12 protein-coding genes are annotated in these 13618 nt (G+C 41.2%); 1 reads left to right on the forward strand and 11 read right to left on the reverse strand.

Going from position 1 to position 13618, the window contains the following annotated elements:
- Positions 1 to 18: 18 nt before the first annotated feature.
- The 3 genes from SST62_RS0103000 to SST62_RS0103015 all read right to left on the reverse strand — a co-directional run bounded on the left by SST62_RS0103000 (position 19) and on the right by SST62_RS0103015 (position 2825).
- Positions 19 to 336, reverse strand: a complete 318-nt coding sequence (locus SST62_RS0103000; RefSeq protein WP_029186244.1) for an IS630 transposase-related protein — start codon at positions 334 to 336, stop codon at positions 19 to 21.
- Between the two features lie 108 nt (positions 337 to 444).
- Positions 445 to 828 carry a PH domain-containing protein gene (locus SST62_RS0103005; protein WP_024397275.1) on the reverse strand — a complete coding sequence of 128 codons (384 nt, stop codon included), beginning with the start codon at positions 826 to 828 and terminating at the stop codon, positions 445 to 447.
- Positions 829 to 1280: 452 nt separating this feature from the next.
- Positions 1281 to 2825: a peptide chain release factor 3 gene (locus tag SST62_RS0103015; protein WP_029186246.1), complete on the reverse strand. Its 1545-nt coding sequence runs from the start codon at positions 2823 to 2825 to the stop codon at positions 1281 to 1283.
- 236 nt (positions 2826 to 3061) lie between these two features.
- Here SST62_RS0103015 and SST62_RS0103020 point away from each other — a divergent pair, with 236 nt between their 5' ends.
- The gene (locus SST62_RS0103020; RefSeq protein ID WP_029186247.1) at positions 3062 to 5398 is read left to right on the forward strand and encodes a cation-translocating P-type ATPase; all 2337 of its coding nucleotides are present in this window, start codon (positions 3062 to 3064) and stop codon (positions 5396 to 5398) included.
- 29 nt (positions 5399 to 5427) lie between these two features.
- Here the strand turns inward: SST62_RS0103020 and SST62_RS0103025 are convergent, their stop codons facing one another.
- The 8 genes from SST62_RS0103025 to pbp2b form a co-directional block, all read right to left on the reverse strand.
- Complete coding sequence (locus SST62_RS0103025; RefSeq protein ID WP_266577947.1) at positions 5428 to 6057, reverse strand: TIGR02206 family membrane protein; 630 nt, start codon at positions 6055 to 6057, stop codon at positions 5428 to 5430.
- A 229-nt stretch (positions 6058 to 6286) separates the two neighbouring features.
- On the reverse strand, positions 6287 to 6883 hold the full coding sequence (locus tag SST62_RS0103030; RefSeq protein ID WP_029186249.1) for an NAD(P)H-dependent oxidoreductase: 597 nt from the start codon (positions 6881 to 6883) through the stop codon (positions 6287 to 6289).
- A 93-nt stretch (positions 6884 to 6976) separates the two neighbouring features.
- Positions 6977 to 7516, reverse strand: coding sequence for a Crp/Fnr family transcriptional regulator (locus tag SST62_RS0103035; protein WP_029186250.1), 540 nt, complete (start codon positions 7514 to 7516; stop codon positions 6977 to 6979).
- Between the two features lie 11 nt (positions 7517 to 7527).
- Positions 7528 to 8889 carry a UDP-N-acetylmuramoyl-tripeptide--D-alanyl-D-alanine ligase gene (locus SST62_RS0103040; RefSeq protein WP_029186251.1) on the reverse strand — a complete coding sequence of 454 codons (1362 nt, stop codon included), beginning with the start codon at positions 8887 to 8889 and terminating at the stop codon, positions 7528 to 7530.
- 313 nt (positions 8890 to 9202) lie between these two features.
- Entirely contained in the window at positions 9203 to 9607 is a 405-nt protein-coding gene (locus tag SST62_RS0103045) for an OsmC family protein (protein WP_029186252.1), read from the reverse strand.
- Positions 9608 to 9710: 103 nt separating this feature from the next.
- Positions 9711 to 10757: a D-alanine--D-alanine ligase gene (locus SST62_RS0103050; protein WP_029186253.1), complete on the reverse strand. Its 1047-nt coding sequence runs from the start codon at positions 10755 to 10757 to the stop codon at positions 9711 to 9713.
- 104 nt (positions 10758 to 10861) lie between these two features.
- A complete protein-coding gene (gene recR / locus SST62_RS0103055) occupies positions 10862 to 11458 on the reverse strand; it encodes a recombination mediator RecR (RefSeq protein WP_012027296.1) in 597 nt (198 codons plus the stop codon).
- Between the two features lie 8 nt (positions 11459 to 11466).
- Positions 11467 to 13542, reverse strand: a complete 2076-nt coding sequence (gene pbp2b / locus SST62_RS0103060; protein ID WP_029186254.1) for a penicillin-binding protein PBP2B — start codon at positions 13540 to 13542, stop codon at positions 11467 to 11469.
- Positions 13543 to 13618: the final 76 nt, after the last annotated feature.

Consider the following 13618-nt stretch of genomic DNA (forward strand, 5'->3'; position numbering starts at 1 on the left):
TTTTCGCTATCTTGTTCTTTATAGGTTGTGGTCTTTTTTTAAAGTGATGTTCAGTTTTTTTAAGGCAGCCCAAACTGAGGGAATACTACACTCTGCAATTTCCCTTAAGAAAGCATCTGGATGTTCCTTGACATAGGCTTCCAAGCGGTCAAGCGGAAGTTTGCGAGGACTACGAGCTCGTGGTTTACGATTCAGATGTCCTTCATTTTTCAGCTGTGTCTCCCAACGGTACAAGGTATCGGTTCCAATACCAAATAGGTCACAGGTTTCCTTTTTTGTGTGTCCTGATTGGACATAGGCAATAACGCGTTTTCTAAAATCAATTCCGTAAGTCATAAGTCTATTTTATCATACATTAAATAAAAACTAAACAACTATATCTGGCAAGCTATCGCATTTGCTAGATAAAAAAGAATGCTGGATTAGATTCCAACATTCTTTCTATTATTTGCCTAAGACTGCAGAAGCCAAGGCTTTTTGGATAGCAATAACACTCTTGTCACTCTTGAATTGCAGGGTTTCTGCTGGTTCTGCCGCAGAAGAAATCCAAATCTTAAGCTCCGCATCTAAATCAAAATGACCGGAGGTTTCAACCGTAAATCGTGAAATAGAACGATAGGGAATAGACTTGTAGGAAACCTTCTTGCCTGACATTCCTTGCTTGTCTACCAGAATCAAGCGATACTCGGTAAAGACAATCAGGTCGCGAACCAAACTAAAGGCCATTTCTACCTGTTCCGCATCCAAAAGGATATCTGCCAATTCCTGCTCTACCTTGTCATTATTCATCTGTGAGGCATTGCCCATCAAACCTGAAAACAAACCCATACGTTACTCCTTTTGTATGTTTTTCCTTATTTTACCGAAAAAAGTAAAATAAAAAAAGCAAAAACCCATAAAAGTTTTTGCTTTTATAAACAGTTTTATAAACTTCGAAGATGGAAACTGAGGTTCATTGAAGCGAATTAAGGAAGTTTTAACTTGATTTTCAAAGCTGAACAGCTGTAAACTGACTGCAGTCATTACCTATTTCCAACTTTTTACCTCGCTTGACATCTCTATGCTCGGGCTGAAACAGTTCCCCGAACAAGCCTCGCTGTTATATTTTTTAGCTCGGGTTAAAACACTTCGCTTTTTATTTCTAGGCTCAGGTACGAATAGTTCACTGGACTATTCGTATCCCCTGACTGTTTTAATCCACTCCACCCAGACTTTATTCAACGGTAAACTGACTTCCGTCAGTTCCCATCTCCCGATAGCAAATATCTCCCAGATATTTTCTACATCTTCTCTTCCAACTCCACATCTGGATATTTGTCCGCGAACCAGCGGAGGGCGAAGTCGTTTTCAAAAAGGAAGACGGGTTGGTCAAAGCGGTCTTTGGCTAGGATGTTACGGCTTGAGGACATGCGTTCATCTAGGTCTTCTGGCTTGATCCAACGGACAGTCTTTTTACCCATTGGGGTCATGACTACCTCGGCATTGTACTCGCCTTCCATGCGGTGTTTGAAAACTTCAAACTGGAGCTGACCAACGGCACCCAGCATATACTCGCCAGTCTGGTAGTTCTTGTAGAGCTGGATAGCACCTTCCTGCACCAGTTGCTCGATTCCTTTGTGGAAGGATTTTTGTTTCATGACGTTTTTAGCAGAAACTTTCATGAAAATTTCAGGGGTGAAGGTCGGTAGCGGTTCGAATTCAAACTTGTTCTTGCCTACGGTCAAGGTATCCCCTACCTGATAGGTCCCTGTATCGTAAACCCCAATAATGTCACCCGCTACTGCATTTTCCACATTCTCACGGGATTCGGCCATGAACTGGGTCACGTTGGACAACTTGGCTCCCTTGCCTGTACGAGGCAGGTTAACTGCCATACCGCGTTCAAATTCGCCCGAAACCACACGGACAAAGGCAATGCGGTCGCGGTGACGAGGGTCCATGTTGGCTTGGATTTTGAAGACAAAGCCTGAAAAGTCTTTGTTGAGCGGGTCAATGACGTCCCCAGTTGTCGTTTTGTGACCATGTGGCTCTGGAGCAAATTCCAAGAAGGTGTCAAGGAAGGTCTGCACACCAAAGTTTGTCAGGGCTGAGCCGAAGAAAACAGGTGTCAAATCGCCGTCCAAAATCGCCTGTTCTGAAAATTCATTCCCAGCTTCCGCCAAAAGTTCAATATCATCTAGAACTTGTGCATAGAATGGGTTAGAACCAAAGAGCTTGTCACCCTCGTCCAAACTTGCAAATCTCTCCTCGCTTCGGTAGAGTTCCAAGCGTTTGTTATGAAGGTCATAGAGACCCTCGAAAGATTTCCCCATACCGATTGGCCAGTTCATCGGGTAGCTGGCAATGCCTAAAACTTCTTCCAACTCCTGCAACAAATCAAGTGGCTCACGGCCATCACGGTCCAACTTGTTGATAAAAGTAAAAACAGGAATATTGCGGTGTTTGACAACCTCAAAAAGTTTTTTGGTCTGGGCCTCAATACCCTTGGCAGAGTCCACCACCATGACAGCAGCATCCACCGCCATCAAGGTCCGATAAGTATCTTCTGAGAAGTCCTCGTGCCCTGGTGTATCCAGGATATTAACCCGCTTACCTGCATAGTCAAACTGCATAACAGACGAGGTAACAGAGATACCACGCTGCTTCTCGATATCCATCCAGTCAGACTTGGCAAAGTTACCAGTCTTTTTCCCCTTGACCGTACCAGCCTCACGAATCTCTCCCCCAAAATAGAGCAGCTGCTCAGTAATGGTAGTCTTACCCGCGTCCGGGTGAGAGATGATCGCAAAGGTGCGGCGTTTCTTGATTTCTTCTTGTAGTGACATAATATTTCCTTTTCATTTTTTGTATTTTGATTCATAGCAGAGCTGAGCTCTTATCTTATTCGATTTACATTGGATTCATCCTTATTCTTTACTAGACAACTCTCTTATTATATCGGAAATAAGGGAATTTTTCAAACTATTGAAGAATAGGTCTACAGACCTATACTGTTGTATTATAAATATGTTACAATAAGTATGAGATGTATTCTATCTACTAGAAAAAGAAAGATAAAATAATGAACAAAAAAATAAAAGGTTTATCAACCAAGGAAGTACAAGAACGTATTCAAAACCAGCAAAACAATCATTTTAAGACAAAGACCAGTGCCAGTAATTGGGAAATCTTCAGACGAAATGTGTTTACATCTTTTAACGCACTCAATTTTGCCATTTTCTTAGCCTTACTAGCTGTTCAGGCATGGTCCAACCTTTTCTTCTTCGGAGTTATTGTCCTCAACGCTGTTTCAGGAATGCTGACAGAATGGCGGGCACGACGAATGATTGACAAACTCAACCTGATGAACAAGGATTTTATCCGAGTTGTTCGCGACGGCGAGACAATCTCTATTGCACCAGAAGATATTGTCTTAGATGATGTTCTCTTGCTGTCTGCTGGCGAACAAGTTCCTAGTGATGCTATCGTTATAGAAGGTATAGCCGAGGCAAACGAGGCCATGTTAACTGGTGAAAGCGACTTGATTGTGAAAAATAATGGGGCTGAATTATTGTCTGGTAGCTACCTAGTCAGTGGACAGATTTATGCAAAAGTCATCCATGTTGGCGCAGAAAACTATGCCAATAAGCTCATGCTCGAGGCGAAAACTCACAAACCTATCGTCTCTCGTATTCTTTACAATATGGATAAAATTGCTAAATTTACAGGAAAAATTATCATTCCATTCGGACTAGCTCTTTTTCTAGAAGCCTTTTTCATCAAACTTCTTCCCTTAAAAGACTCAGTTATTACCAGCTCTACTGCCCTACTAGGTATGTTACCAAAGGGAATTGCTCTGCTAACCATCACTTCTCTCTTAACTGCCGTTATCAAACTGGGAATGAAAAATGTCCTCGTACAAGAAATGTATTCCGTCGAAACACTTGCCCGAGTTGATGTTCTTTGTTTGGATAAGACCGGAACGATTACTCAGGGGAAAATGACCGTCGAAAACCTGCTCCCCTTAACCGACCATTATTCACTTGACACTATTCAACGGTTACTCGCTACTTATATCCAGACAAGTGAGGATACTAATTCAACAGCTCAGGCCATTCGAAAAGAATATGGTGATTTAGAGCACCACTATAAAGCTAGTCACATCATTCCATTTTCTAGCGATAGAAAATGGGGAGCAATGACAATAGAAAACATTGGTCGCATTTTTCTAGGGGCACCAGAAATGTTACTAACACAAAATCCTCCTTCTGTTTCTGAGGCACAGGCTCGTGGTTCCCGTGTCCTGATTCTTGCGCTTAGTCAACAGTCCCTTCCTTCTTCTCAAAATCAGCTATCTGAGAATATTGAACCTCTAGCTCTATTAGAAATTGCCGACCCAATCCGAGAAGACGCCGCAGAAACACTAGCCTATCTTCGCTCGCAAGAAGTGACACTAAAAATAATCTCTGGTGACAATCCTGTGACTGTCTCACACATTGCTAAGGAAGCTGGATTTGCTGACTACGATAGCTATATCGATTGTTCCAAAGTTGACGACGAAGAACTAATTGCCAGAGCTGAAACAACCGCCATTTTCGGTCGCGTATCCCCACATCAGAAAAAATTGCTCATCCAAACCCTCAAAGCACAGGGACATACTACTGCAATGACCGGTGATGGGGTCAATGATATTCTTGCACTACGCGAAGCTGATTGTTCCATTGTTATGGCAGAAGGCGATCCCGCTACTAGACAAATCGCTAATCTAGTCCTCCTAGATTCTGAATTTCGAGATATTCCTGAGATTCTCTTTGAGGGACGACGCGTTGTTAATAACATCTCCCACATTGCGCCCATCTTTCTTATCAAAACAATCTACTCTTTCTTACTTGGCCTTATCTGTATCGCTAGTATCACTCTAGGTAAAGCAGAATATTTGTTAGTTTTCCCATTTATTCAGATACAAATGACCCTCATTGGTCAATTTGTTGAAGGTTTTCCTCCTTTTATCCTAACTTTTGAACGAAATATCCGCCCCGTAGAAAAACATTTTCTCAGAAAATCTCTTCTCTTAGCCCTACCAAATGCTCTCGTGGTTGTTCTCAGTGTCCTTATTTTCCATTTACTGCAAGTCTTTGGATACTTAAACTTGCATGACATGCAAACCCTCTCTTATTATGTTCTTGGTTCAACAGGTCTACTGGCTGTCATTCGTGCCTGTTTGCCACTGACAAAAGCTCGACTGGCTCTTATTATTTATTCCGTTTTCGGTTTCTTCATCAGCTCCCATTTCCTACATGGTCTGATTGAGATTCACCCCCTAAACAGTCACACATTGCCAATCTATTCTGGATTAATGCTTATTTTTATCCCTGTCTTTTTCTGGATTAGCTACAAACAAGGCGCATTTAAAAACTAAAATAAGACTTGAAAAACTAATTTCAAGTCTTATTTTTTCAATATATGCGAATTCATTTGTTTGCTTTCTTTTTTCAAATAGGCAATCAGCATAGCTTGTATACTCAAAATAGAGAAACAGAGTAGGCAAGTTACCAAGAAGAAATTCAAAGGAAGATTATTAGTATTCACTAAAGGTGCCTGTCTTAAAAATCCATAATTTCCACCAGTTAAAAGAGCTACTCCTAGAATCAGCATATTCATAATAAGCGTATATTTCACTATCTCTTTCCCCTTCAACATCTCCCCTTCTAAATCAGATAACAGGTACAACATACAATTAACGGTCAAGGCATAGTGGCCAATAACAAAAGTAAAGAAGGTAAGGTGTGGAAAAGCAAACGGGTCAAATACCGGATGAATAAAGGCAGAAAGCGATCCGAAAAGACCGAGATAAGCAAAATAACGTTTCAGAGGTCCGGGCTTAGCCCAAAGAATAAAGAGCATGGCCAAGCGACAATGATAAAAAGGAAGACTCTCTGAAAGAGGAAAATCAGCTACGATATACCAAGTATAAAGGGAGACAATCTGTATAAATTGAAGCCACCAAAAAACAGTATGAAACCATCTCTTTTGGTAACAACGAAAACAAAGATAGAGCATGAAAAACCAAATAATCATGAGAAACAGATGTTCCAATACGTCCAAGTTCGGTGCTTCAGAAATCTGATTACTAAAAAAATCACTCATCTTATTAAATTCCTTTCTTTCCCCAGGAATCAGTATATCAACTTTTCGACATTTTGACAAGACTTGCTAAAAAAGAGAGGTCTCACCTCTCTACTTTTCTATTGCTTCCACCACTTTTCCAAGGTTCATAGAATTAGAGCCTTTGAAGAGGATTGACTTATCACTGTTGAACACGCTGATAAATCCGTTTTTCAATCTGCTCTAGCCAAGATTTTCTTTTCCTATCATCAACCATTTTTACCATGTTATAACTCATCCATTTCACATCTTTGTAGCCTGTTTTCTGAAATGTTCCTTTAATTAACGCATTTTTGATAGCATTACCATAAATTAGTTGATACAAAAATTTAGGAGTATTCATAGTTGTGATAATAGTAATGGTTTTTAACTTCTCATGACGCGCCTGCATACTATAACCATTTGCTTTGTAGTCGTAAAATGCTCCTGGAAAAATAACTTTGTCAATGAAGCCTTTCATCATCGCTGGCATCAACTCCCACCAGATTGGAAAAATCAAGATGAGATGTTCTGATTCTCCGATATACTTTGAATAAGCTTGGGCTTGTGGGTCCACCTGCTGATGTTTCACAAATCCTAGCAAATCTTCACTAGTCATCACAGGATTAAACTTTTCTGCATCTAAATCAATAACCTGCACTTGACTCCCCGCCTTTTGAGCACCAGCTATACTGGCTTCTAAAATAGCGTGATTATATGATTTTTCATAGGGATGGTTATAGACAATTGTTGTTTTCATTGAAATTTCTCCTCTATTTTTTTATTGTTCCTTGTTTATCATTCAAGGTACAACCAGTATATTACAATCTAAAAAGACCGACATTAACAAATGTTAAGTCAGTCGCTTTTTTATTCTAGAAAGTGATACAGGAGTTATTCCTAGGTAAGAAGATAAATAAATATCTGGAACTCTCCATAACAGGTCAGATTTTTCTTGAACTAATTCTAAAAATCGTTGCTCAGGTGAGTTTTTTATTCGTGACAGAAAAAGATGGTTGTATTTAATCATTTTCTGACTTAAAAGTATTGTCAACGAGTGATAATACTCTGGGTGTTCTAGTAAAAATGTTTCAAATAGTTGCCGATTTAGGCAAGAAACCACAGTATCTTCAATAGCTTGAAGACTGTAAATACTTTCTGTCTTCGTTAAAAAACTTTCAAGAGACGAAACCGAATCTCCCTCAAAGAAAAACTGAATAGTGATGTCTTTTCCGTCATGGTTATGCCACAGTCTCAACGCACCGGACTTTACAAGATAAATCATATGCGAGACTTGACCTTCATCTAAAAGATAGTCTTTTGCCTTTATTTCTTTATATATTAAATGTGGCTGAATATCTTCATGTTGAAACAATTCATCTAGGATTGACAATTCTATTTCTCCTATTTTTCTAAGGCTTCCACCACTTTCCCAAGATTCATAGAATTAGAACCTTTGAAGAGGATTTGATCTTGCCCACTAAGGACTTCCTTGACTTGCTTCACCAGGTCTTCAAATTGGTCCTGCTCTGCATTTTTCCTAAAGAAATAGACTTTTCCAATTGGGAACATCTGACTAGCCAGCTGGGCCAATTCTTCAATATCTTGACCATAGAAAATAACGGTATCCAGCACATCAGGCGACAGGCTAAGAATCATCTGATTGTGGAGATCAACGGATTGGCTACCCAGTTCTTTCATGTCTGCCAAAACGGCGATTTTCTTGCCGCCTTCATTGGCTGGAATGCTAGAGAAGGTTTCCAAAATCAAGCGCATAGCTGTTGGATTGGCGTTGTAGACATCGCTGAGCATGTCTGCTCCGTTTGCCGCCTTCTTCCACTCGGTGCGGTTGCGGGTCAAGTTAAGACTGGCAAGGGCTGACTTGATTGCCTCATCAGGCACACCCAAGGTCTTCCCCACATAGCTTGCTACCATGGCATTGGTGGCATTGTACTTGCCTGTTACAGGCAGGAAAATATCGCCGTCCATAAAGTTAACGGTGAAGGTTAGGCTATCTTTTGACTCGACCAGACTGGTCACCTGCAAATCAGCCTGTTCACCGAAACGAATGAGTTCTACATGGCTTGGCAAAAGTTTGGCCGCAATCGGATCTGTCGGAATCAAGAGTTTACTTCCAGCTGTCATTCCGTCCGCAATCTGCAGCTTCCCTTTGGCAATCTCTTCTCGTGAGCCGAAAAATTCCAGATGGGCTTCTCCAAAAAGGGTAATAACTGATAGACTTGGTTTGGCAATTTCAGACAGGAGATGGATGTCGCCCAAGTGGTCTTGGCCCATCTCTAAAACCAGTTTCTCAGTCTCGTCTGGCATATGAAGGACAGTGTAAGGGAGACCGATTTCATTGTTATAGTTTCCTTGTGTTTTGTAGGTCTTGTAAGTCGTCGCTAGAACATCGTGAATCATGTCCTTGGTGGTCGTTTTACCGTTTGAGCCTGTCACAGCAATGACTTCTACCCCTGTTTTGTCTAGGTAGTAGGCCGCTAATTGTTGAAGCGCAACCAAGCAGTCGTCCACTAGGATGTGGGGAACATCAAGGCTGACTTCCGAAAGGGTTACTGCGCAGCCATTTTCAAAAGCAACAGGAATAAAGTCATGACCGTCACGCGCACCTTTTAAAGGGATAAAGAGATCATTTGCTTCAATCAAACGGCTATCAAACTCAACTTTGTTGAGCTCTGTATCGGGATAAAGACTGATATCATTTTTTGCGCCCAAGACCTGAACGACTTCGTGTAAGGTTAATTTCATTGTTTTCTCCAATATAGTCTTTTAGTTTACTTTTAGTACTCGCTCCAACTATCTGGGAGATAGTTGGAGGTTGGAAATAAAGCGAACAAAGTTCGCATCAACAGCCGCAGGCATAACTCAATGCTTTCTAATTTCTAGGCATTGACTTGAAACAGTCCCCCAGACTGTTTCAATCAGGCAAGGCGAGTTCAAACACTCCAGTGGAGTGTTTGAAGTTGGAAATAAGGAAACAAAGTTTCCTCATTCGTCGACGTAATAAAAGATAAACTAAATGACGATAAACTAAAAAAGAGCTTTCGCTCTCTCTATTATATCACTTTTTAGCTCGTGTGGATGAAAGTTCAGCCTCATCTAACAGGTCAAACTCAATGTGATAGCTGATGTCATCACTTAGAAGGGCTTTGACCCTGCACTTTTGGTCCACATAGGCCAAGATTGCTGCCTGCTTCTCAGCTGAAACCTGCTCGGCCACGGCAATGCTTAGTTCAAATCTTCTATCCTCCAACTGACAAGCCACCTGAACAGGCATGGTATTATTGCCTTCTTGGCTTGCATAATAGCCCTGCACACACATGGTCACACAGGCAGCCAATCCTATATTGACCAAACTAACTGGAGTTTCCCCCTTCTCAGTCACCCCAAAGGTACGAACTGGTTCTCCATAACCTTGAGAAACTGCCTGAAACAGACCTTCCCCTTTTACTGTCGTTTGATACATAAACACCTCCACATATTTGAAACCATTCTATTCTTTTTCGCAAACCTTTGCAAGAATGTGAACTAGAAAAAGATTGGAAATTTTCCAATCCTTTTCATTCTCATTAAATCAAATGACTTTCACGTTTTTCAAACATTTCTTTGGCCAAACGAACTAGCTCTTCAATCAAGTCTGGATAAACCAGTCCCATGTTGTCCCAAAGAAGTGGGTACATAGACCACTGGGTAAATCCTGGCATGGTGTTGAGCTCGTTGAGGAAGATGTCGCCGTCTTCTGTCAGGAAGAAATCACAGCGAGAAAGGCCACAACCACCGATAGCACGAAAGGCCTTGGCAGCATTGTCCCGCATAGTGTCCATGATAGATTCATCAATCTTAGCCGGGATTTCCATGGTGATTTTGTTGTCGATGTATTTGGCATCGTAGTCATAAAAGGCAACGTCTTTGACTACTTCGCCAGGCAGTGTCGTTTTCACGTCAGCATTTCCCAAAAGACCAACCTCAATCTCACGCGCATTAACACCCTGCTCAACGAGGACACGGCTGTCATATTTGAAGGCCAAATCAAGCGCCTTACGCAAGCCAGCTAAATCCTCTGCCTTAGAGATACCGACACTTGATCCCATATTAGCTGGTTTTACAAAGACTGGATAAGTCAATTTTCCTTCAATCTCTGCAATCTTATCATCGATATTTTCACCCTCGATAACTGCCACATAAGGTACTTGGGAAATTCCTGCTGATTCAAGAACACGCTTGGTAGTGATTTTGTCCATGGCAACGCTAGAAGACAATATATTGGTACCAACATACGGCATACGAAGCACTTCCAAGAAGCCTTGAATTGACCCGTCTTCTCCCATCGGTCCGTGAAGGACAGGGAAAACAACTGCCTTTTCTTCATAAATATCGCTCGGACGGATTTTTTGCTCTTCAACAATTGTCGCGTTTGTCATGAGTTTTTCATCGGCAGACGGTGTTTGAGAAAACTCTTGCGTCTTAATAAAGTCCCCAGTTTGTGTGATGAAATAGGTTTTTACAAAAAATTTATCATAATTGATGGCACGCATGACGCTTTCGGCAGACAGAACGGATACCTCACGCTCTGCAGAACGCCCACCATATAGTAAAATCAAGGTTTCTTTTGACATATATTTTCCTTCCTGTATCAACGCTATTACTCTTAGTATAGCATAATTTAACAAATCATATCTATCCTATCTTAAAATTAGGAACGTATCTAACTACAGAACAGCTATAGCTCTGTGCGGTTTTCAATAGCCCTCAACAGGGTCACTTCATCTGCATATTCAATATCACTGCCTACCGCTAAGCCACGAGCTAGTCGGGTTACTTTGATTCCCGCAGGTTTGAGGACACGCGAGATATACATAGATGTAGCCTCTCCATCTGCTGTTGCATTTGTCGCTACAATGACTTCTGTCACTTCGTTTTCCATCAGACGAGTTAGCAAGGTCTTTAAGTTAATATCATCTGGTCCAATGCCATTCATCGGGGAAATCAAGCCATGCAAGACATGATAAAGACCGTGGTATTCTTGAATATTTTCCAAGGCTGTAACATCTCGGCTATCCTCTACAATCAAAATAGTAGATTGGTCTCGCGTTGAGTCCTGGCAAATGGCACAGGGGTCCTGATCCGTCAAATTACCACAAATAGAGCAATAAGATAGGTCTCGCTTGGCTGCCAATAAATTTTTTGCAAACTCATTAACGACATCATCCTCCATGCCAATAGTATAAAAAGCTAAACGGGTAGCCGTTTTTATACCGATACCTGGCAATTTAGAATAGCTATCAATTAACTTGGCAATAGGTGTAGGGTAAAGCATAAGCCTCCTTAATTCATTGGGTGAAGTGATTGATATAGATTGATAATTTCTTGAGTAATTGTCTTAGTAGTTGTTGAACTTTGATTGGTCAAGTTTGGTAGGACAACTGCTACCGCAATTTGAGGATTATCACTAGGCGCATAAGCAACAACGTTGGTATTGACCGCAGTAACCACATCACCAGAAGCTGTCGTTGTATAGGTTTCGGCTGTACCAGTCTTGGCACTGATGGTCACGGCCGCACCACGACCGATAGCACTACCTGTATTAAAGCGCCCACTACCATTGACAACTTGGTAGAAACCTTGACGAAGAAGAGACATTTCCTCAGCGGAAATATTAACCTGATTCATCTCCTTACCAGATACGGTTTCAATTAATTCTCCCAAACCACCTTGGGCATTATTCCCATAAATTCCCTCAACGAGGTGTGGAGAAATCCGTGTTCCATTATTCGCAATGGTCGCTGCATACTGTGCCATCTGCATCGGTGTATAGTTATCAAACTGTCCAAAAGCATTGGTAATAAAATTGGCTGTCGAATACTCTTCCGGTAAAAATCCTGTAGATTCGAGTGGAAGGTCAATACCTGTTGACGCACCTAAACCATACTCAGCAAAAGTCGAACGAAGCTTAGTCATGGCATTTGTCAATGTATCGCCATCATTCAAATACATGTTAGCTGAATAGGTCTGACCAAGTAGTCCTAAGGCAATCTTAACCATGTAGACGTTAGAAGAATATTCTAGAGCCTCTGTCGCATCAATATTAAAACTACCATAGGCCCCATACCAAGATGTAATTGGTGCTGAACCTGCAAAATAGATTGGTTCGTCTAACTGCACTTGATTGCCACTGATAACTCCATTTTCCCAACCAGAGCTGATTGTCGCTCCTTTGACGATGGAACCTGGTGTGAAAACACTTGTAATAGTACCAAGGGCATCTTCTATTATGCTACCTGCCCCTTTTTCATGACTGTATCCAGACATGGCAAGCACCGCACCTGTTGAAGGTTCCAATGCAACTGCATAAACTCCTTCCGAGTAAAGTGCACTACCAGTAGCCAGCTCACTTTCAAAGTATTTTTTCAAAATAGCATTGACCCCATCTTGAAAGGCTAAATCAATAGTCAGTTTAATATTATTTCCCTGCTGCCCTTCTTGGATTGTCTCAATACTTTCGACATTGCCATTTCGATCAAGGTTGATTTGTTTTTTCTCACGTTGACCTTGTAAGACTTCTTCATATTGTTTCTCGAGGTAGGCAGTTCCCACACGGTCATTTGATGAGTAGCCCTTGGAGAGATAGTATTCCGCATCTTCCGCAGGCAAACCAGCCTGTTCACTCGTTACTGTACCAATAATAGAGCTGAGGGAAGTTGGCAAAATCGTCCGTTTCCAGTTGTTAGTCGTTGAAATGCCTGGAAGTTGACTTTCATTGGCTACGATATGAGCAACTTGTTCAGCTGTTAGAGTATCTGTTACCAAATTAACAGTAGAGAAGTAAGTAGCTCCATTCATCTGCTTAAACAATTCAATCGCCTTGCTATCTTGCTCAGAATATTGCAATGCTTCAGCAGGGATACTATCAACCGCATTAGAATAAATTGTCGATTCACTCAGGTAGTTGCCATCAGAATCGTATTTTTTATCTTCTGGCAAGGCCTCGACTACCTGACGATAAACTTCTTCATCCGCCAAATAATAATCAGCCTTGTCACGTTGAGTAATTGTTACGTCCGACACATTGACCCACTGCAAGAGTTTATTAGCTACTTCTTTCATTTCTTGAGCAGACATCTTGTTGGAACGTGTGAAGGAGACAACCTGCTGAATCTCGTTTTCAACCAAAGGTTTTCCTTGCGCATCGTAAATCTGCCCACGGATAGAGCCATTGCTGATGATTTTCTGACTGGCAGTAGACAGCTTATTACTATAAAAATCATGATTGATAATCTGCATATCTGCCAGACGCAATATCAAAACTAGGAAAAGGAAAATCACGATAGAAAATAAAATATTTAAACGAAGGGAAATAAAATTTCCATCGTGTTCCAAAGGCTTGTTCTTTCTTTTTTTCACTTCAAAGACCTCATTCTAGAAATATCCTTCTTATTATACCACAGGCAAAAAATATTTTTTAGACAGAGCCTCCTTT

The sequence above is a fragment of the Streptococcus suis YS56 genome (genome assembly GCF_000440115.1).
Classification (GTDB): domain Bacteria; phylum Bacillota; class Bacilli; order Lactobacillales; family Streptococcaceae; genus Streptococcus; species Streptococcus suis_L.

Bases quoted from the DNA above. Each gene is read 5' to 3' on its own strand.
- SST62_RS0103030 (WP_029186249.1), bottom strand. From the start codon at position 6,883: ATGAAAACAACAATTGTCTATAACCATCCCTATGAAAAATCATATAAT.
- SST62_RS0103015 (WP_029186246.1), bottom strand. From the start codon at position 2,825: ATGTCACTACAAGAAGAAATCAAGAAACGCCGCACCTTTGCGATCATC.
- SST62_RS0103000 (WP_029186244.1), bottom strand. From the start codon at position 336: ATGACTTACGGAATTGATTTTAGAAAACGCGTTATTGCCTATGTCCAA.
- SST62_RS0103050 (WP_029186253.1), bottom strand. From the start codon at position 10,757: ATGTCAAAAGAAACCTTGATTTTACTATATGGTGGGCGTTCTGCAGAG.
- SST62_RS0103040 (WP_029186251.1), bottom strand. From the start codon at position 8,889: ATGAAATTAACCTTACACGAAGTCGTTCAGGTCTTGGGCGCAAAAAAT.
- SST62_RS0103020 (WP_029186247.1), top strand. From the start codon at position 3,062: ATGAACAAAAAAATAAAAGGTTTATCAACCAAGGAAGTACAAGAACGT.
- SST62_RS0103005 (WP_024397275.1), bottom strand. From the start codon at position 828: ATGGGTTTGTTTTCAGGTTTGATGGGCAATGCCTCACAGATGAATAAT.
- recR (WP_012027296.1), bottom strand. From the start codon at position 11,458: ATGCTTTACCCTACACCTATTGCCAAGTTAATTGATAGCTATTCTAAA.
- SST62_RS0103045 (WP_029186252.1), bottom strand. From the start codon at position 9,607: ATGTATCAAACGACAGTAAAAGGGGAAGGTCTGTTTCAGGCAGTTTCT.
- SST62_RS0103025 (WP_266577947.1), bottom strand. From the start codon at position 6,057: ATGATTATTTGGTTTTTCATGCTCTATCTTTGTTTTCGTTGTTACCAA.